Genomic DNA, 18,982 nt, shown 5'->3' with positions numbered 1-18,982 from the left:
CGCCGCCCGGACACGGGTCCGGCTGTCGGGGGCCGCCGGCCGGGCTCAGTGGTCGCGAGGCGCGTACATGATGAGCGCCATGCCGGCGAGGCAGACCAGGGCGCCGGTGACGTCCCACCGGTCCGGGCGGTAGCCGTCGGCGGCCATGCCCCAGGCGATCGACCCGGCGACGAACACCCCGCCGTACGCGGCGAGGATGCGGCCGAACTCGCCGTCCGGCTGGAGCGTGGCCACGAAGCCGTACGCGCCGAGCGCGAGGGCGCCAGCGCCGATCCAGATCCAGCCGCGGTGCTCGCGGACGCCCTGCCACACGAGCCAGGCACCCCCGATCTCGAAGAGCGCGGCGACGGCGAACAGGGCGACGGAGCGGACTACGAGCATGGGACCAGCGTTTCACGCGGGAGCGGAGCCGGATCAAGGGCCGTCGGATGCGGTGGCGCGGCGGAACCGCTCCGCCCGGTGCCGGGCCTCAGAGGGCGGGCCTGGTCCCGCTCCCCGTACCGCCGAACTCGCGCACCGCGTCCGCCACGATGGTCTCCAGACGGCTGTGGTGGGCGCCCCGCCAGTAGACCCGGCCGCAGGCCGTGCACTGCGCGAACACGTCGTAGCTCCGCTGGGTGCCCTGCTCCAGCCGGCCGCTCACCGAGTCCTTGTCCGCCTCCGTGAGCTCCCCGTTGCAGGCGGTGCAACGGGTCCAGGGGGCGAGCGGCGGGGCGAAGCGGCTCAGCACGTCGCGCAGCTGCTCCTCGGGGCGGTCGCTGTAGAGGTAGGCCCCCGCCCAGATCTCCCTGCGCCGGAGCAGTCCCCGGTCGCGGGAGAGCAGCACCCGCCGCTCCTTCGCCGAGAGGGCCGCGAGCGCGGGGTCGCCGATGTCCGTGCTCTCGTACGCCGCGTCCACGCCGAGCAGGCGCAACCGGCGGGCCAGCGTGCCCAGGTGGACGTCGAGGAGAAAGCGCAGGGGCGCGCCCGGGACCTCCTGCGGGCGCCGCACGGCCCGCACCTCGATCCGCTCGCCCGCCCGCGGGACATGGGAGACGGGGACCGGCCTGCCGTCGACGACGAGCTGCCCGGCCTCGGTGAGCGGGATCCCGAGGGACTCCACGACGTGTCCCAGGGTCGATGATCCGTCGGTGACGACGGCGGTGCGCCCCCTGCGGCGCTCATGGGCGACGAAGAGCCGCAGTTCCGGGGCCACTTCGAAGGCGATCTCGGGTCCGTTCACCCGGTCAGGATGCCACTGCGCGGGCTGGGGGGAGAGACCGGGGACGCGGTTCGCCCCGGCTGAGGGAGGGCCTTCCGGAGCCGGTCGTCGCGATGTGGCCGTCGGCCTCCCCGGGGCCGCGGTGGGAGATCCGGGCTACGCGCTGTGCCGGCGCTCGTACAGCCGGTCCACCGTCTGCGGCGGACCGGCGACCGCCGCGCAGAACGCCGAGAGGCCGATGGCCAGAGCCTGACGGTCGGCCGGTGTCATGCCGTCCATGGTCCGCCGCAGGAACTCCGCGCGGCGGTGCCGGAGCGTGCGCAGGTGTGCCGCGCCCGCCTCGGTGAGCCGCAGCTGTATCTCGCGGCGGTCCTCGGCCCCGGGGGCCCGGTGGAGGAATCCGGTGGCCTGGAGCCGGTCGCACAGCCGGCTCACCGAGGGTGCGGCCATCGAGAGGTGCCGTCCCAGACTGCGCATGTTGATCCCCGGTTCCCGCTCGACGGCGTACAGCACGCGGGTCTGGGTCGGTGACACGGGTGCGGTGTCGAAGGCGTCCCTGCTGCGCTCCCAGGCGATCTCGATCATTTCCAGAAGCAGGTCGGCTTCCGGAGCGCCTGCGGACGCGTCCCGGGCCGCGGGGGTGAAATCCTCACACATGTGACACTCCCGAGTGAGCCTCTGTCGACTGTGGTGGCCGACCGGTGCGAGCAGTCGCAGATTCGAAGATAAGCCAACGAAAGCAGGACGTGTACAAGTGGAGAGACCCAGCGCGGTTGAACGCGAGCTGCGTGAGGCCGCGCCGCACCAGATCCTCGAGGCGCTCCGGACCCATCTCGAGCTGCGGTTCCAGGCCGTGGCCGTGGAGCTGCTCATGGCCGACTACGCGATGTCCCGGCTGCAGCCCATAAGTGAGCTGCCGCACACGCGCGACCCGTTGCCGGTGCACGTCGGCGCCCCCGGCCGGGCCTTCGGGGCCCAGCGGGCGCACTGCGTGCACGACCCGGCGGGCGCGACCACGACCGTGCATCTGCCGGTCAGTGTCCGCGGCGACCGGATGGGTGTGCTGAGAGTCACGCTCCCCGACCAGGGGGGCGAGGGCCCCGGTGCCCAGGAGCTGGACGAGCTGCAGGCCTGCGCGGACGCACTCGCCCACGAGGTCGTCGTCGCGGAGCGGGACACCGACGTCTTCCTGCGGGCCCGGAGGGTGGAGCGGCTGACCCTCGCCGCCGAGATGCAGTGGCAGCTCCTGCCGGGGCGGTCGTGCGCCCGCCCGGAGTACACCATCGGTGCTCAGCTGGAGCCCGCCTACGCCATTCACGGCGACAGCTTCGACTGGTCCGCGTCGGCCGACGAACTCGTCCTCACCGTCAACAACGGCATGGGTGAGGACATAGACGCGGCGATGCTCACCAATCTGGCAGTGAACGCCCTGCGCAACGCCCGCCGGGCCGGGCTGAGCCTGGCCGACCAGGCTTACCTGGCCGACCAGGCGGTCTTCGGCCAGCACCACGGGGAGCGGTTCCTGGCAGCACTGCTGCTCCGCTTCCACCTGCCCACCGGCCACGTGCAGATCATCGACGCGGGATCGCCCCGCATCTGGAGGCTGCGCGCAGGGGCTGTCGAAGCCATTGAGCTGGAGGCCCAGATGCCCCTGGGGATGTTCCAGGACACGGTCTACACGGTGCAGGACTTCACCGTCGAGCCCGGTGACCGCCTGCTCTTCCTCAGCGACGGGGTGTACGACGCGCTGTCACCGGCGGGGGAGAAGTACAGCCTGCGCGCGCTGTCCAGGGTGATGACCGACACACGACTGCTGCCGGCGTCCCACGTTCCGCGCACGGTGCTGGAGACACTGCTGGGCCATCGGGGCAGCGGCCCCGCGCTGGACGACGCGCTGGTCCTGTGCCTGGACTGGCACGGCCGCCCCGAAGCGGGCTGAGCGGGACGGTGTGCCGGGCCCGCGCATCCGGCACACCGCACCGGCGGGCGGTGGGAGCCGCGGCCCGCCGGAGGTGTGTGTTTATCGTGGGTTTTCCGGGCGAGGACGGTGTGGACGCCCGGCCCGCACCCTTTCCCGAGCGGGAGGCGGGTTGCCATCCGGACCCCAGTTGGGCAATGGTTGCCGCTGGGAAAGTAATTTTCGTCCAGTTGGAAGGTGGTGCGACCCGCTCCCGGCGGGTCCCCCCTCATGGCTCCTCCGAAGGAACACATCGCTACGAGAGCTCGCCGGCCGTCCGCAGCACAGTGGGGCCCGGCCCCGTACCCGGTGATCGTCGCCGACAGGTCCGGAACACTCATCGACGTCAATCCTGCCGCAGCGGCGTTGCTGGAAGGCGCTGCCCCGGGTGCCCCGCTGGCGCGGGCGGTGCCGTCCTGGCTGGCACGAGCCCATGAGGAGACGACGCGGGCGGCGGCCGGCCAGGAGGCCGGACCTCACGGCCGTGGTTTCCGGGGAGAGATCGGAGCCCACAGTTTCGAGGCCCATCCGAACCCGGGCCCGGAGGGGCACGTGGTGTGGTGGCTGGTGGACGACACCGACCGCCGCCTCGCCGAGCAGCAACTGACCACGGAACGGCAGCGCACCACCTTCCTCGCCGAGGCGTCGAACGTTCTGCTGGCGTCGCTGAACACCGATCGCTGCATGCGGGTGACCGCGCAGCTGGCCTCCCAGCACCTGGCCGAAGCGGCCGTCGTCATCGCACCCGCCTCGGGCCGGAAACTGCCCATGGCGGTCGCCGTCGGGGGCCGCGCGGCCGGTCATGGCACGGTGACGGCCGACCCGGCCGAGGTACCCGGTCTGAGCGAGGCACTGCAGGGCTTCCCTCCCGTCCCCTCCCGGTGGATCGACCCCGGCCTGCTGCCCGCGTGGCTCATCCCGGAGGACTTCACCGGCCCCGTGGGATCGGCCGCCGTCACGCCCCTGCCGGGCCACGGTGTTCCGGCGGGCGTCCTGGTGCTGCTGCGCAGCGCCGGTTCCGCCGAGTTCAACGAGCACGAGGAGGTGTTCGCCCGCCTCTTCGCGGCCCGCGCCGGCGCCGCTCTGTCCGCCGCACGGCTGTACGCGGAACAGAGCGACATCACCCGTACTCTGATGCGCGATCTGCTGCCGCCGCAGCTGTCCCGGGTGAACGGGGTCGAGTTCGCCGGCGGCTACCAGGCCGCCGCCGCCCGGGACCGGGTGGGGGGTGACTTCTACGACGTACATCCGGGGAGCACCCCCGCCGAGTCGACCCTGGCGGTCCTGGGTGACGTGTGCGGGAAGGGCCTGGACGCGGCCGTACTCACCGGCAAGATCCGCAACACGCTGCAGGCGCTGACGCCGATGGCGGACGACCACGGGCGCATGCTGCGGCTCCTCAACGGAGCGCTCCTCAACTCCCACCACACCCGCTTCGCGACCCTGGTGCTGGCTTCGGTGCGGCGCACGGAGCACCAGGTGCGCCTGCGCCTGACGTCGGCGGGCCACCCCGCCCCGCTGGTGATCCGCAACGACGGCCGTGTCGAGGAGATCGACACCCAGGGAACCCTGGTGGGGGCGCTGCCCCACATCGAGGCCCGCACCGTGGAGACCGATCTCCAGCCGGGTGAGACCTGCCTCCTCTACACCGACGGCGTCACCGAGGCGCGCGGAGGACCCCTCGGCGACGAGCTGTTCGGCGAGGAGCGGCTGATGCGGGCCATGGCCGAATGCGTGGGCATGCCGGGCGCGGCCGTGATCGAGCGGGTGCAGATGCTCACCTCCCAGTGGCTGCACGACGGCCGGCACGACGACATGGCGCTCGTCGCCATCACCGCCCCGCCGACCAACCACCTCAGTGCGGTGGACGGTCACACACGGGGCAGGTACACGGCATGACGTCACACGTATCCGCCGCGCCCCTGGTGCGCGGCCTGCAGGACCGGTTGTGGGCGGCGGTGACCGCCCGGGACGAACACGCCGCCGCCGAGGTGGTGTTCACCGCCCTGGAGGACGGGATCGACGCGGAGACCGCGCTGTTGGACGTCATCGCCCCCGTACAGGCGCGGGTCGGCGCGGAGTGGGCGGCCAACCGCCTCGGTGTGGCGCAGGAACACGCGGCGAGCGCCATAGCCGAGCGGGTCATCGCCGCGCTCGCCCACCACCCCGCCGTACGCACCGCCCCGCGGCTGGGCCGCGTGGCCGTGGCCTGCGTGGACCAGGAATGGCACGTGCTGCCGGCCCGGCTGCTCGCCGAGGTCCTCACGCTGCGCGGGTGGCAGGTCGACTTCCTGGGCGCCCAGGTGCCCACACCCCACCTGATCAGCCATCTGCACACCTACGGCGCGGACGTGGTCGCGCTGTCCTCCTCGATACCCACCCGGCTGCCCGCCGCGCACGCGGCGATCACCGCCTGTCAGGCCGTGGGAGTGCCCGTACTGGCGGGCGGAGCGGCCTTCGGGCCCGACGGCAGGTACGCGCGCCTGCTGGGCGCCGACGCCTGGGCACCCGACGCGCGTTCCGCGGCGCGCCTGATGGCGGACGGCATAGCGGTCCCCGTGCTGACCGCCGGCCGCCAGCAGATCGACGATCTGCCGCACCTCGGTGACCAGGAGTACACCCTCGTCGTCCGCAGCCGGCCTCAGCTCGTGCGGGAGGTGCTGGCGCAGCTCGAGAGCCGTTTCCCCGAGGCGGCGGCCTACACGGAACAGCAGCGCGAGCACACGGCCCAGGACATCGCCCACATCGTCGACTACCTGGGCGTGGCCCTCTACATGGACGACGCCGAGCTCTTCACCGGCTTCCTGACCTGGACCGCGGCCGTACTCGAGGCGCGGCAGGTGCCGGGCCGGTCCCTGCGGCCGGTCCTCGACGTCCTGACGGCGGAGCTCAAGGACTTTCCCCGTGCCACTCTGCTGCTCGACCGCGGGCGTTCCGTGCTGGACGCTCTCCTGGTGTCCGGCGGCCCCGATACCGGAGACTCGGATGACCGAATTTCCCCGTTCGTCCTTCACCCTGACAGCTGAGGCCGGGCCGCGGACCGTACGCCTCCGTCTCGCCGGTGACCTGGACCACGACACCAGCGAGCGGCTGGTGGAGCGCGCCCTCGGCTGCCTCGCCGCCGACCCCGGCCCGCGTGAGCTCCTCCTGGACTGCTCCCGGCTGCGGCTGTGCGACTCGATGGGGCTCTCCGCCCTCCTGATGGTCCACCGCGCCACGACCTCCCGCGGGGTGGGGCTGCGCCTGGAGAGCCCGCCCGACTTCCTCCGCAGGATCCTGGAGATCACCGGGATATCGGAGCTCTTCGGCTCCGAGGCCGCAGGCCGGCAGCCCGAGCAGGCGGAGGACACCGCGGCGCCCGCCGGTGCCCAGCAGCAGGCCGTTCCGCCGCCCGCCCCCTCCGGCTGAGAGCCTGTCGGGTGACCTGGGACCGGAAAGCGGACGCGATCCGGTGCGTGCGGTTCCAAGGCGCTGGAAAGCCCACGTAGCGGCGCCGCGTCGGCCTTTGGGCACCGCGGGACGGGTGCGCGCCGGGGCGTGGCCGCTCGGTCGGAGGTCACCCGACAGGCTCTGAGGCGGTACGGCGCCGACGGGTCAGGAAGCGTCCAGGGCGGCGTCGAGCGTGGGAAAGGTCCTGAGCACCCGTTCGACCCCCGCGGTGCGCAGCAGGCGCGTCAGGGCCGGCTGCGGGGCGGCGATGCGCAGGTCCGTCTCCTGGTGCACACCGAGGAGAAGGCTGAGGAAGGACGAGTCCGCGAAGGTGACCGCGGACGTGTCCAGTACGACGACCTTGTGCCCGCCCACGGCCTGCCACATGGCCAGGAAGAGCGGATCTATGGTGTCGGTGTCGAGGTCGCCCTGAGCTCCGATGACCCAGTGGCCGTTGATCTCGCGTTCGCCGGTCACCACCTGCGGGCCGGCGGGCGCGGAATCGTCTGGGGACTCAGGGACCATGAGGGTAATTATGCCAACTGTCCGGGCCCTGCTGTGCGCAAGCCCCACCCGTGCGGCGTGCGCCTCGGCTCCTTGCGTACGACCGCCGTGCCCGCAGTACGGGTCCGGGGTGACGCCGTCGCTCAGGCGAGGGCGATCAGCGCGACGATGCTCTTGCCCCCGGGTACGTACGTGACGGACACCCGCTTCGTCAGGCGGCGCACCAGAAGCCATCCGTAGCCGCCTACGGAGGCGACGGCGGGATCGTGCTCCGTGGTGACCGGCGGCCGCGTACTGGCGTCGTCGACGGTGACGAGGAGCCCCCCGTCCACGATCTCCGCCGTGAAGCCGGTGAGCCCGCCGCCGTGTTTCACGGCGTTGGTCACCAGTTCCGACGTCACCAGCAGGGCGTCGGCCACCACGACATCGGCCGGGCCCTCTCCGGACAGCCCGCAGAACTGTGCGTCCAGGAGCCGGGTGACGATCTCCCGCGCGGCAGCCGCGTTCCGTGGCACGTCGGGTGCCGGGCCCGCGCCCGGCCGCTTCTCCGGCCGGGACGGGGCGACGGCCTCCTCCGGCTCACCGCCCGGGCCCCTGGCGTCCCACGGCACTTCTCGTTCCCCGTCCATTACCTCTTGCGCCTGCCCGGCCGGTTCCCGGTCACACGTCCCCCTCGCGGGCGGCCTTGTGCGCGGCGCGGCCGGGAGGCGGTCAGCATGCCAGCGCCGCGTCCACGGTCTCCGCGAAGCGGAAGGCGCCCGCGGTGCCCGAGACCTCGAAGAGCCGGCGCACCTCCGTCCTGAGCGGTCCCGCGAGCACCAGCCCCACCCCGGCCTCCGCGTGCCCGCGCTGGGCGTTCAGCAGCACGTGCAGCCCCGTCGAGTCGGCGAACGTCAGCCCGGACAGGTCGGCCACGGTCAGCCTCCCGCCCGTGCCGACGGCCCCTTCCAGTGCCTCCACCAGCGCGGAGGGCCCCGACCACGCGTCGAGCGTCCCCCGGACACGGATCAGGACGACACCGTCGTCTGTGGCCTCTACGACCACACGCAGTTCATCAGCCGCCATACGTCATATGTTCCTCTACTGCGGACAGGGCAGAACACGGGGTGTGACCGTCAGGTGCTCCCCGCCGCACCACCGGCCGCGCGGTCCCTGTTCTCCCTCGTACACATCAGCGCGGGCGGGGCCCGGGGTCAGGGCCACACCAGGCAGTACGCCTGATGTCCCGCGTCGTGCAGCCGGTAGGAGAAGTCCTGCCACTCGTGGAGCAGTTGGTAGACGTTGAAGGCGTCACGCGGGCCTCCGCGGTCCGGGACCGTGGACCAGATGAAGGCGGCCGCGCCGACCGACTCCTCGCCGACGTCCCGCAGCGGGTCGACGACCGTCATCGGGAGCTTGACCACCGCGTAGTCGGGGTGGAGCACGACCAGCTCCAGCGGAGGGACCTTGTGCAGGGGTATGCCCTGTATGCCGGTGAGGACCATGGCCGCCACCGTCTCCGGCTTGATCTTGCTGAACATGCCCCCCATGCCCAGCTCGTCCCCGCCGAGCTCCTCGGGCCGCATGGAAATGGGCACGCGTGCGGCCGTGGCCCCGTCGGGGGCGCCGAAGTACTTGTAGGTCACCCCCACCCGTCCACTGCTCCTGCTCCCGGGAACCCCGGCACTCGCCGCCCGGTCGTTCCGGGCCCGCTCGGCCTCGCGCCGGTGCCGCCCTCGCCGGGCAGGCTCGGGCCCCAGGTCGTCGGTCCCTTCGCCCACTCCGCCACCGCGATGCATATCTCATCCACCCGACTACTTCTTAGGAGACACAGCCCCGCCGCGCAACCCGATCACCGTCTCAGTGACCTCCCCCGCGAACGTGCGGTGAAACACCTGTCCGCAGGACCGCGTGTGCCTCTGACACCATGGCATGTGTGAGCTTTCCCTATGACGCCCCAGTTTCGCAGACGCGAGGAGACTGACGCCCTTTCGTTGTACGAGCCTCATACGGGGAGAGTGCGCTCCCTGCTCACCGGCGGCCGGAGATTTCCGGCCGGACCCCCGAACCCCGAATCGCAGATCAGGACCAAAGTGGCGTATTCATACGAAGCCCCAGTTTCACAGTCGCTTTTCGACCGCGCGTCCCTCGTGACGCCCGGTGGCGTGAACTCCCCCGTACGCGCGTTCCGGGCCGTGGGTGGTACGCCCCGGTTCATGGTGTCCGGTACGGGTCCGTACCTCACCGACGCCGACGGCCGTGAGTACGTCGACCTCGTGTGTTCCTGGGGGCCGATGATCCTCGGACACGCACACCCGGAGGTCGTCGCCGCCGTCCAGGACGCCGTGGCGCGCGGTACCTCCTTCGGTACGCCGGGGGAGGGCGAGGTCGCGCTCGCCGAGGAGATCGTGGCGCGGATCGAGCCCGTCGAGCAGGTACGGCTGGTGTCCTCCGGCACCGAGGCGACCATGTCCGCGATCCGCCTCGCCCGTGGTTTCACCGGGCGGGCGAAGGTCGTGAAGTTCGCCGGGTGCTACCACGGGCACGTCGACGCGCTGCTGGCCGCCGCGGGCTCCGGGGTCGCCACTTTCGGCCTTCCCGACACGCCCGGTGTCACCGGCGCCCAGGCCGGTGACACGATCGTGCTGCCGTACAACGACCTGGAGGCCGTGCGGGCCGCGTTCGCCGCGCAACCGGGCGAGATCGCGTGCGTGATCACCGAGGCGTCACCCGGCAACATGGGCGTCGTGCCGCCCGGGGACGGCTTCAACGCCGGGCTCAAGGAGATCTGCGCCGCCGAGGGCGCGCTGTACATCTCCGACGAGGTGATGACCGGATTCCGTACCTCCAAGGCCGGCTGGTACGGCATCGACGGTGTGCGCCCCGACCTGATGACCTTCGGCAAGGTCATGGGCGGCGGCTTCCCCGCCGCGGCCTTCGGCGGCCGCGCCGACGTGATGGCGCACCTGGCCCCCGCCGGTCCCGTCTACCAGGCGGGCACCCTGTCCGGGAACCCCGTCGCCACCGCCGCCGGCCTCGCCCAGCTGCGGCTGCTCGACGACGCGGCGTACGCGAAGGTCGACGCGGTCTCCGCCGAACTGCGGGCCCTGGTGAGCGAGGCGTTCACCAGGGAGGGCGTCGCGCACACGGTGTCGGCGGCGAGCAACATGTTCTCCGTCTTCTTCACCGACCGGCCCGTCCGCGACTACGAGGACGCGAAGAAGCAGGAGGCCTTCCGCTTCACCGCCTTCTTCCACTCGATGCTGGAGCAGGGCGTCTACCTGCCGCCGTCCGCGTTCGAGTCGTGGTTCGTCTCCACCGCCCACGACACGCAGGCCGTCGAGCGGGTCGCCGCCGCCCTGCCCGCGGCCGCGCGCGCCGCGTCGGAGGCCACCGCATGAGCGAGAACAGTACGGGTCCGGCGAAGGACATCACGGTCGTCCACCTGATGCGTCACGGTGAGGTGCACAATCCGGACGGCGTGCTCTACGGGCGCCGCGCCGGCTACAGCCTCTCCGAGCTGGGGCGGCGGATGGCCGACCGGGTCGCGGAGCACCTGGAGAAGCGCGACATCACGTACGTCGTCGCCTCCCCGCTGGAGCGTGCCCAGGAGACGGCCACGCCGATCGCCACGTCCCACGGCCTGGACCTGGCCACCGACGAGCGGCTCATCGAGGCGGCCAACGTCTTCGAGGGCAAGACCTTCGGGGTGGGTGACGGCGCGCTGCGCAAGCCGGAGAACTGGCGTCATCTCACCAACCCGTTCAAGCCGTCCTGGGGTGAGCCGTACATCGAGCAGGTCGTACGGATGATGGGCGCCCTGGACGCCGCGCGCGACGCCGCCCGCGGCCACGAGGCGGTCTGCGTCAGCCACCAGCTGCCGATCTGGATCGTGCGCAGTTTCGTGGAGCGGCGGCGGCTGTGGCACGACCCGCGCAAGCGGCAGTGCACGCTGGCCTCGCTGACGAGCTTCACCTATCAGGGCGACAAGATCGTGTCGGTCGGGTACACCGAGCCCGCCAGGGACCTGGTGCCCGCGCACCTGCTGGCCGGGGCGAAGCCGGTGAAGGGGAAGTCGAAGGCGTTCGGGGCATAAGGCCCGGTTCGCCCGGCGTCCCGTCCCTGCGCGAGGTGCGTTACCCGAAAGGGTCACCTCGCGTAACAACTTTTATGATTATCAGCGGAACCGTCGTGTTGGTTGCCTCATCTAAGCCTTCGCCAGTTTGTATGGCAATGAGGTAAAACGACCGCAGATGGGGACGCTATGCGCGAGATCAACCGAAGGGGCCTGCTCGGGGCCGGACTCGGAGCCGCAGCCGCACTCTCGATGGCCGGCTGCGGCTCCTTCGGCTCGTCGGGCAACGGACGGCCGGGACCCGAGAAGAGCCCCAAGGGGGACAAGGGGACGCACGGGAACGGCGGGGGCCCTCCCAAGAAGAACGTCAGGCTCATCGGTGACGGCTCCACGGCCGACACCGGAAAGCAGCCCAATCAGCCCACCGCACCGGTTCCGCTGGAACCCGGCCAGAAGCCGCCGCAGTTCGTGATCTTTTCCTGGGACGGGGCCGGAGAGGTCGGCAACGGGCTCTTCCCGCGCTTCCTGGAACTCGCCAGGGAACACGACGCGGCGATGACCTTCTTCCTCTCCGGGCTGTATGTGCTGCCGGAGTCGAAGAAGTCCCTCTACCGCCCGCCCAACAACCCCCGGGGCGCCTCCGACATCGGCTACCTCAGCGACGACCACGTCAAGCAGACCCTCACCTACGTCCGGCAGGCCTGGCTCGACGGGCACGAGATCGGCACCCACTTCAACGGGCATTTCTGCGGCGGTTCCGGATCCGTGGAGAACTGGACGCCCGCGCAATGGCAGAGCGAGATCGACCAGGCGGTCTCCTTCGTCACCGAATGGCGGACGAACACCGGCTGGGAGGACGTCGAGCCGCTGCCGTTCGACTACCGCAAGGAACTCGTCGGCGCACGCACTCCCTGTCTGCTCGGCCAGGACAATCTCCTGCCGACCGCGAAACAGCTGGGCTGGCGATACGACGCCAGCTCACCCGGCGGCCTGCAGATGTGGCCCGAGAAGCGCGAGGGAATCTGGGACCTCCCCCTGCAGGGCGTGCCCTTCCCCGGCCATTCCTTCGAAGTCCTCTCCATGGACTACAACATCCTCGCCAACCAGTCGAAGAATTCGACCAACGGCATGCCCTCGCGTTATCCGGACTGGCGCACCCAGGCCACCGACGCCTACCTCGCGGGTTTCGACCGTGCCTACGAGACGAATCGCGCGCCTTTCTACGTCGGCAACCATTTCGAGGAGTGGAACGGCGGTATCTACATGGACGCCGTCGAGGAAGTGATCAGAAGGATCGCGGACAAGCCGGATGTGCGCCTCGTCTCATTCCGGCAGTTCGTCGACTGGCTCGACGTCCAGGACCCGGCGGTACTCGCGAAACTGCGTACGCTCGAGGTCGGTCAGGCGCCCGTCGGCGGTTGGAACACCTTCTTTAAACAGGCTTGACAAGGGGCTTTACGGGCATCGAGGGGGGTGCGGAAGATCCCCGGAACTGCCATGCGAAACTTTTCACATGAGCTCTGGACGCCGCGCACCCCGACGCCGCTTCACCCTGCTCGCCGCCGCCGCGGTGGCCGGTGCCCTGACGGTGTCCGCGTGCGGCGGCAACGACATCAAGTCCGGCGGCGGCGGTAACACGAACTTCGTCACCGGCAGCAGCGGCATCTCCACGGTGGCCGAGGGCGAGCGCACCGCCGCGCCGAAGCTCGACGGCACCACGCTGGACGGCAAGGCCCTCGACGTCGCCGACTACAAGGGCAAGGTCGTCGTCCTGAACGTCTGGGGCTCCTGGTGCGGGCCCTGCCGTCTGGAGGCCAAGCACTTCGCCAAGGTCGCCAAGGAGACCGAGGGCCAGGGCGTCCAGTTCGTCGGCATCAACACCCGGGACACCCAGAAGTCCCTGGCGGTCAACTTCGAGAAGGACTTCGGGGTCACCTACCCGAGCCTGTACGACCCGACCGGAAAGCTCATCCTCCGCTTCCCCAAGGGAACCCTGAACCTGCAGACCATCCCCTCGACCGTGGTCATCGACCGCCAGGGGAAGGTCGCCGCCCGCAAGCTGGGCGGCCTCGACGCGGAGAAGCTGCACGAGATGATCGACCCGCTGATCGCGGAGAAGTGATCCGGTGTTCCAGCTAGCCGCGTACACCGGGGACAACGAGACCGTCCTCAGCGGGGCCCTCCTGGTCGCCCTGCCCATCGCCCTGCTCGCCGGCCTCGTCTCCTTCTTCTCGCCCTGCGTCCTGCCCCTCGTGCCCGGCTACCTGAGTTATGTCACCGGGGTCAGCGGCACCGATCTGGCCGACGCCCGGCGCGGCCGGATGGTCGCGGGCGCCTCGCTGTTCGTGCTCGGCTTCACCGTCGTCTTCGTCTCCGGCGGCGCGCTGTTCGGCTACTTCGGCCAGAACTTCCTGGAGCACAGCGCGCTCCTCACCAAGGTCCTGGGTGTGCTGATGATCCTCATGGGGATCTTCTTCATGGGCCTGATGCCCTGGATGACGCAGCGTGAGTTCCGCATCCACAAGAAGCCCGTGACCGGTCTGGTGGGCGCGCCGATACTCGGCGCGCTCTTCGGGATCGGGTGGACGCCCTGCCTGGGGCCGACCCTCTCCTCCGTCACGGCCCTGGCCATGCAGCAGGGGACCGCCGGACGCGGAGCCGTCCTGTCCGTGGCGTACTGCGTCGGTCTCGGCCTCCCCTTCGTCCTGGCGGCGGTCGCCTTCCGTAAGGCACTCGGCGCGTTCGGCTGGGTCAAGCGTCACTACGCCTGGGTCATGCGGATCGGCGGCGGCATGATGATCGTGACCGGGGTGCTCCTGCTGACGGGCGCCTGGGACGCGCTCATCCAGGAGATGCGAGTCTGGTCCGACGGCTTCACTGTGGGGATCTGAGTTTTCATGAGCAACCTGAACACCACGGACGAGCGCGACCTCGGCAGGGCCGGGGAGCAGCTCTCCACCGCCCCGCGTGAGGAATCCGCCGCGGCCGTCCCCGCGATGGGCGTCATCGGCTGGGCCCGCTGGTTCTGGCGCCAGCTCACCTCGATGCGGGTCGCCCTGATCCTGCTCTTCCTGCTGTCGCTGGGCGCCGTCCCGGGATCGCTGATCCCGCAGAACAGCGTGGACGAGATGAAGGTGCAGACCTTCAAGGAAGCCCACACCACCGTCAGCCCGCTCTACGAGAAGCTGCAGTTCTTCGACGTCTACAGCTCGGTGTGGTTCTCCGCGATCTACATCCTGCTGTTCGTCTCGCTGATCGGCTGCATCGTCCCGCGCACCGGCCAGTTCGTCGGCCAGCTGCGTGCCCGCCCGCCCGCCGCCCCGAAGAACCTGACCCGGCTGCCCGCCTATGCCACCTGGCGCACCGAGGCGGACCCCGAGCGGGTCCGTGAGGCCGCGCTCGCCGTCCTGCGCGGGCGGCGCTTCCGCTCGCACGTCGCCGGGGACGCCGTCGCCGCCGAGAAGGGCTACCTCCGCGAGACCGGCAACCTCCTCTTCCACGTCGCCCTGATCGTCATGCTGGTTGCCTTCGCCAGCGGGCAGCTGTTCAAGTCGGAGGGCGGCAAGCTGGTCGTCGAGGGTGACGGGTTCTCCAACACCCTCACCCAGTACGACGACTTCAAGTCCGGCTCGCTCTTCGACACCGAGGACCTGAGCCCGTTCAGCTTCACCCTCGACGACTTCGTCGGCACGTACGAGCGCAGCGGCCCCCAGCGCGGCACGCCCCGCACCTACGAGGCCCGGGTGACGTACTCCGAGGGCGCGGACGGCAGGGAGCGGAAGAAGGTCATCAGGGTCAACCAGCCGCTCGTCGTCGACGGCACGAAGGTCTACCTCAACGCCCACGGCTACGCCCCCGTCCTCTCCGTCAAGGACGGCAGGGGCAAGGAGGTCTACCGGACCGCCGTCCCCCTGCTGCCCATCGACAACAACGTCACCTCCACGGGTGCGGTCAAGGTGATGGACGGCTACCGCGACAAGAACGGCAGGAAGACCCAGCTGGGCTTCCAGGCCTTCTTCGTCCCGACGTTCGCCGGTGACGGCCAGGGCACGATGTTCTCGCAGTTCCCCGGAGCCGACTACCCGGTCCTCGCGCTCAACGGCTACCACGGCAGCCTCGGCGTCGACTCCGGACTGCCGCAGAACGTGTACCAGCTCGACACGTCCAAGATGACGGAGTTCAAGGACAGCAACGGCGACAAGCTCAAGAAGCGGCTGCGTCCCGGCGAGACCATGCAGCTGCCCGACGGCGCCGGTTCCATCACCTTCGAGGGCGTCGAGGAGTGGGCCAGCTTCCAGATCTCACGCCAGCCCGCCAGCGGCTGGGCACTCACGGGTGCCATCGCCGCCATCGCCGGGCTCGCCGGGTCGCTCTTCATCCAGCGCCGCCGGGTCTGGGTCAGGGCCGTCCGGGGGACGGACGGCGTCACCGTCGTCGAGATGGCGGGCCTGGGCCGCAGCGAGTCCGCGAAGCTCCCCGAGGAGCTGGGCGACCTCGCGGTCGCGCTCCACACCGAGGCGCCCACCGCGCCCGAGCCCGATCCCGAGCCCGATCCCGAGCCCGATCAACCTTCCGAAGAACCTGCCGAAGGGGCTGAGAAGTGAATCTCGCCGCCGCAACCAACGAGAATCTGGCGCACACCAGCAATGTGCTGATCTACTCGTCGATGGCCGTCTACACCCTGGCCTTCTTCGCGCACATCGCGGAGTGGGTCTTCGGGAGCCGCAGCAAGGTCGGCCGCACGGCCGCCGCGCTGAACGGCCCGGCAGCCGCCGCCTCCCCGGTGAAGGTGCGGGTCGCCCAGCGCGGAGGCACCGCGGTCCTGGACCGCCCCGAGGTCATCACCCGCTCCGCAGCCGGCACCCGGGACGTCCCGGACGGCCCGGGCGCGGCGGGCGGTACGTTCAAGGGTGACCTGTGGGGGCGTATCGCGGTCTCCCTCACCGTGCTGGCCTTCGCGGTCGAGGCGGGCGGGGTCCTCACCCGCGCCCTGTCGGTGCAGCGCGCCCCCTGGGGCAACATGTACGAGTTCTCGATCACCTTCTCCACGGTGGCCGTCGGCGCCTACCTCGTCCTCCTGGCGCTGAAGAAGAACGTGCGGTGGCTGGGACTCATGCTGGTCACCACGGTCCTGCTGGACCTGGGGATCGCCACCACCACGCTCTACACCGCCAGTGACCAGCTGGTACCCGCCCTGGACTCCTACTGGCTGTGGATCCACGTCTCCACCGCCATCATCTGCGGCGCGGTCTTCTACCTCGGCGCGGTCGGCACGCTGCTCTACCTGTTCCGCGACAGCTACGAGAACAAGCTCGCCAACGGCATCACGCCCGGCTCCTTCGCCCGGTCCGTCCTGGAGCGGCTGCCCGCCGCGGCGACGCTCGACAAGTTCGCGTACCGGGTCAACGCGGCCGTCTTCCCGCTGTGGACGTTCACGATCATCGCGGGCGCGATCTGGGCCGGCGACGCCTGGGGCCGCTACTGGGGCTGGGACCCCAAGGAGGTCTGGTCCTTCATCACGTGGGTCGCGTACGCCAGTTACCTGCACGCGCGCGCGACAGCCGGCTGGAAGGGCCGCAAGGCGGCCTACCTGGCGCTGCTGGCCTTCGGCTGCTGGCTCTTCAACTACTACGGCGTGAACATCTTCGTCACCGGAAAGCACTCCTACGCGGGGGTCTGACCGGGAGGCACACGCCGCGAGGGCGCGACCGCAGAGGTGTGCGGTCGCGCCCTCGCGGCGTGTGCGGGCTCAGGCCAGTGGCGTGTCCAGGACCGCCTTGCGGTGGCTGAACGTCTCCAGCGAGTACCTGCCGTGGTAGCTGCCCATGCCGCTCTCACCGACCCCGCCGAACGGCAGGTCCGACACGGTCAGGTGGGCCAGCGGCAGACCCATGCCCACCCCGCCCGACGAGGTCTCGGTCAGCAGCCGGCCGCGTACGGCGGGGGAGTGCGTGAACGCGTACAGCGCCAGCGGCTTGTCCCGGTCGTTGATGAAGCCGATGGCCTCGTCGAGTCCCTCCACCGTGATGATCGGCAGTACCGGGCCGAAGATCTCCTCGCGCATGACGGGGGCGTCGGGGGAGACGTCGGCCAGCACGGTGGGCGCGATGTACTTCTCGCCGCGGTCGTGGGTACCGCCCGTCACTGTGCGGCCGGAGTCCAGCAGTCCCACCAGCCGGTCGAAGTGACGCTCGTTCACGATGCGGCCGTACTCGGGGGACGCGGAGGGGTCGGGGCCGAACCGCTCCTCGACCGCCGCGGCGAGCGCCTCGGCCAGGGGGGCAGCGGTCTCCGGATCCGTCAGTACGTAGTCGGGGGCCACACACGTCTGGCCGGCGTTGAGGAACTTCCCGGAGACGAGCCGGGAGGCCACGGTCCTCAGGTCCGTGTCGCGGTCCACGAAAGCGGGCGACTTGCCGCCCAGCTCCAGCGTCACCGGCGTCAGGTGCTTCGCGGCGGCGGCCATGACGATCCGGCCGACCGTGCCGTTGCCCGTGTAGAAGATGTGGTCGAAACGCTCGGCGAGCAGCGCGGTGGTCTCCGGAACCGCACCCTCCACCACGGCGACCGCGTCCGTGTCCAGGTACTCCGGCAGCAGCCGGGCCACGGCCGCCGAGGTCGCGGGAGCCAGCTCGCTGGGTTTCACGACCGCTGCGTTCCCCGCCGCGAGCGCACCGACGAGGGGCGCCAGCAGCAGCTGAACCGGGTAGTTCCAGGGAGCGATGACGAGGACGACGCCGAGCGGGTCCTGGACCGTGTGGGCGGTGGCCCCGGCGAGGGCCGCCGGTACGGGGGCCGGCTCGGGCTCCAGCCAGCCCGCGAGGCGCTCAAGGGTGTGGTCGATCTCACGGACCGTGAAGTCGATCTCCGTCCGGTACGCCTCCTTGCGGCTCTTGCCCAGGTCGGCGTGGAGGGCAGCGGCGAGCTCGTCGCCGTGTTCGGTGAGCAGGGCGCGCAGCCTGGTCAGCTGCGTGGTGCGCCAGTCGAGGTCCCTGGTGCGGCCGGTGCGGAAGGTGGCGCGCAGGCGGGCGACGAGGTCGGCCGTGGATCCGGGGGTGCCGACGGTCACAGGGCCTCCAGGATCTCGCGGGCCAGCTGTTCGGAGGAGGCCGGGTTCTGGCCGGTGTGCAGGTTGCGGTCGTGCACGGTGTGCGGTCCCCAGGGCTCTCCGGCGGAGTACCGGGCACCCAGCTCGGTCAGGCGGTCCTCCAGCAGCCAGGGCGCCTTGTCCGCGAGGCCGGCCTGGGTCTCCTCGACGTTGCTGAAACCGGTCATGCGGTAGTCGGCGAAGGGCCAGCTGCCGTCCTCGCGACGGGCGGGCAGCAGGGCGGCGGGGGCGTGGCACAGGATGCCCACCTGGACTCCCGAGTCCAGCGCCGAGGTCAGGAGCCGGCCGGAGACCTCGTTGACGGCCAGGTCCTCCATGGGGCCGTGGCCGCCGGGGTAGAAGACGACGTCGTACGAGGTGGGGACGGTGTCCTCCAGCCGGGCGGGGATACGGAGCGTCTCGTCGATCGAGGCGAGGTAGGAGGCGACGGCGTCGGCCTGCTCCTGGCCGCCGTTGACCTCTGCGGCCAGGCTGGAGGCGTCCACGGTCGGGGCGACGCCGCCCGGGGTGGCGATGGTGATGTCGAAGCCCGCCTGGGCGAAGACGCGGTGCGGGGCGGCCAGCTCCTCGGCCCAGAAGCCGGTGGGGTGGGCGGTTCCGTCCTTGAGGGTCCAGTGGTCGGCGCCGGTGAGGACGAAGAGTACGGAGGGCATGGGGGGTGCTCCCTACGACAAGAAGGCAGTGCTCCGGAAGAGCTTGATATGCTCAAGCAACAGAAGCCAGGTAACT

The 18,982-nt window shown here is 70.8% G+C and carries 20 protein-coding genes; 11 read left to right on the top strand and 9 right to left on the bottom strand.

What is annotated here, in order from left to right:
• Window positions 1-45: 45 nt before the first annotated feature.
• The 3 genes from ACH4VO_RS21580 to ACH4VO_RS21570 all read right to left on the bottom strand — a co-directional run bounded on the left by ACH4VO_RS21580 (window position 46) and on the right by ACH4VO_RS21570 (window position 1,858).
• Window positions 46-381, bottom strand: a complete 336-nt coding sequence (locus tag ACH4VO_RS21580; RefSeq protein WP_360986867.1) for a YnfA family protein — start codon at window positions 379-381, stop codon at window positions 46-48.
• A gap of 88 nt (window positions 382-469) precedes the next feature.
• Entirely contained in the window at window positions 470-1,222 is a 753-nt protein-coding gene (locus ACH4VO_RS21575; RefSeq protein ID WP_360986870.1) for a Mut7-C RNAse domain-containing protein, read from the bottom strand.
• Between the two features lie 135 nt (window positions 1,223-1,357).
• A complete protein-coding gene (locus ACH4VO_RS21570) occupies window positions 1,358-1,858 on the bottom strand; it encodes a MarR family transcriptional regulator (protein ID WP_360986873.1) in 501 nt (166 codons plus the stop codon).
• Between the two features lie 97 nt (window positions 1,859-1,955).
• Between ACH4VO_RS21570 and ACH4VO_RS21565 the strand changes: the two genes are divergently transcribed.
• The 4 genes from ACH4VO_RS21565 (at window position 1,956) to ACH4VO_RS21550 (ending at window position 6,566) form a co-directional block, all read left to right on the top strand.
• Window positions 1,956-3,140: a PP2C family protein-serine/threonine phosphatase gene (locus tag ACH4VO_RS21565; RefSeq protein ID WP_360986876.1), complete on the top strand. Its 1,185-nt coding sequence runs from the start codon at window positions 1,956-1,958 to the stop codon at window positions 3,138-3,140.
• A gap of 249 nt (window positions 3,141-3,389) precedes the next feature.
• Entirely contained in the window at window positions 3,390-5,057 is a 1,668-nt protein-coding gene (locus ACH4VO_RS21560) for a PP2C family protein-serine/threonine phosphatase (protein WP_360986879.1), read from the top strand.
• Window positions 5,054-6,184, top strand: a complete 1,131-nt coding sequence (locus tag ACH4VO_RS21555) for a cobalamin-dependent protein (RefSeq protein ID WP_360986882.1) — start codon at window positions 5,054-5,056, stop codon at window positions 6,182-6,184. The genes ACH4VO_RS21560 and ACH4VO_RS21555 overlap by 4 nt, the downstream gene beginning before the upstream one ends.
• Window positions 6,144-6,566 (top strand): STAS domain-containing protein, encoded by a 423-nt coding sequence (locus ACH4VO_RS21550; RefSeq protein ID WP_360986886.1) that lies wholly within the window; start codon window positions 6,144-6,146, stop codon window positions 6,564-6,566. Before ACH4VO_RS21555 ends, ACH4VO_RS21550 begins: the two co-directional genes overlap by 41 nt.
• 186 nt (window positions 6,567-6,752) lie before the next feature.
• Here ACH4VO_RS21550 and ACH4VO_RS21545 read toward each other — a convergent pair whose 3' ends face one another.
• From ACH4VO_RS21545 to ACH4VO_RS21530, 4 genes are all read right to left on the bottom strand, one after another.
• Window positions 6,753-7,112, bottom strand: coding sequence for an STAS domain-containing protein (locus ACH4VO_RS21545; RefSeq protein WP_360986889.1), 360 nt, complete (start codon window positions 7,110-7,112; stop codon window positions 6,753-6,755).
• A 122-nt stretch (window positions 7,113-7,234) separates the two neighbouring features.
• Window positions 7,235-7,720 (bottom strand): ATP-binding protein, encoded by a 486-nt coding sequence (locus tag ACH4VO_RS21540; RefSeq protein WP_360986892.1) that lies wholly within the window; start codon window positions 7,718-7,720, stop codon window positions 7,235-7,237.
• 82 nt (window positions 7,721-7,802) lie between these two features.
• The gene (locus tag ACH4VO_RS21535; RefSeq protein WP_360986895.1) at window positions 7,803-8,156 is read right to left on the bottom strand and encodes an STAS domain-containing protein; all 354 of its coding nucleotides are present in this window, start codon (window positions 8,154-8,156) and stop codon (window positions 7,803-7,805) included.
• A gap of 128 nt (window positions 8,157-8,284) precedes the next feature.
• Complete coding sequence (locus ACH4VO_RS21530) at window positions 8,285-8,869, bottom strand: hypothetical protein (RefSeq protein WP_360986898.1); 585 nt, start codon at window positions 8,867-8,869, stop codon at window positions 8,285-8,287.
• Window positions 8,870-9,163: 294 nt separating this feature from the next.
• On the opposite strand from ACH4VO_RS21530, the gene hemL reads away from it, so the two are divergent.
• The 7 genes from hemL (at window position 9,164) to ccsB (ending at window position 16,825) form a co-directional block, all read left to right on the top strand.
• Window positions 9,164-10,471 (top strand): glutamate-1-semialdehyde 2,1-aminomutase, encoded by a 1,308-nt coding sequence (gene hemL / locus ACH4VO_RS21525; protein WP_360986901.1) that lies wholly within the window; start codon window positions 9,164-9,166, stop codon window positions 10,469-10,471.
• Window positions 10,468-11,166, top strand: a complete 699-nt coding sequence (locus ACH4VO_RS21520; RefSeq protein WP_360986904.1) for a histidine phosphatase family protein — start codon at window positions 10,468-10,470, stop codon at window positions 11,164-11,166. The genes hemL and ACH4VO_RS21520 overlap by 4 nt, the downstream gene beginning before the upstream one ends.
• A 168-nt stretch (window positions 11,167-11,334) precedes the next feature.
• Window positions 11,335-12,591: a hypothetical protein gene (locus ACH4VO_RS21515; RefSeq protein ID WP_360986907.1), complete on the top strand. Its 1,257-nt coding sequence runs from the start codon at window positions 11,335-11,337 to the stop codon at window positions 12,589-12,591.
• Between the two features lie 67 nt (window positions 12,592-12,658).
• Window positions 12,659-13,267, top strand: a complete 609-nt coding sequence (locus ACH4VO_RS21510) for a TlpA disulfide reductase family protein (protein WP_360986910.1) — start codon at window positions 12,659-12,661, stop codon at window positions 13,265-13,267.
• Window positions 13,268-13,271: 4 nt separating this feature from the next.
• On the top strand, window positions 13,272-14,036 hold the full coding sequence (locus tag ACH4VO_RS21505; RefSeq protein WP_360986913.1) for a cytochrome c biogenesis protein CcdA: 765 nt from the start codon (window positions 13,272-13,274) through the stop codon (window positions 14,034-14,036).
• A 6-nt stretch (window positions 14,037-14,042) separates the two neighbouring features.
• Window positions 14,043-15,749 (top strand): cytochrome c biogenesis protein ResB, encoded by a 1,707-nt coding sequence (locus tag ACH4VO_RS21500; protein WP_360986916.1) that lies wholly within the window; start codon window positions 14,043-14,045, stop codon window positions 15,747-15,749.
• Window positions 15,746-16,825, top strand: coding sequence for a c-type cytochrome biogenesis protein CcsB (gene ccsB / locus ACH4VO_RS21495; RefSeq protein ID WP_360986919.1), 1,080 nt, complete (start codon window positions 15,746-15,748; stop codon window positions 16,823-16,825). The genes ACH4VO_RS21500 and ccsB overlap by 4 nt, the downstream gene beginning before the upstream one ends.
• A gap of 69 nt (window positions 16,826-16,894) precedes the next feature.
• Here ccsB and ACH4VO_RS21490 read toward each other — a convergent pair whose 3' ends face one another.
• Window positions 16,895-18,214: an aldehyde dehydrogenase family protein gene (locus tag ACH4VO_RS21490; RefSeq protein WP_360986922.1), complete on the bottom strand. Its 1,320-nt coding sequence runs from the start codon at window positions 18,212-18,214 to the stop codon at window positions 16,895-16,897.
• Window positions 18,211-18,906 (bottom strand): type 1 glutamine amidotransferase domain-containing protein, encoded by a 696-nt coding sequence (locus ACH4VO_RS21485; RefSeq protein ID WP_360986925.1) that lies wholly within the window; start codon window positions 18,904-18,906, stop codon window positions 18,211-18,213. Before ACH4VO_RS21485 ends, ACH4VO_RS21490 begins: the two co-directional genes overlap by 4 nt.
• Between the last annotated feature and the right edge of the window lie 76 nt (window positions 18,907-18,982).

It is taken from the genome of Streptomyces sp. NPDC020780 (genome assembly GCF_044334475.1).
GTDB lineage: Bacteria > Actinomycetota > Actinomycetes > Streptomycetales > Streptomycetaceae > Streptomyces.
Note: the sequence above shows the minus strand (reverse complement) of the source record. Positions and strands in the feature narration are given on the sequence as shown.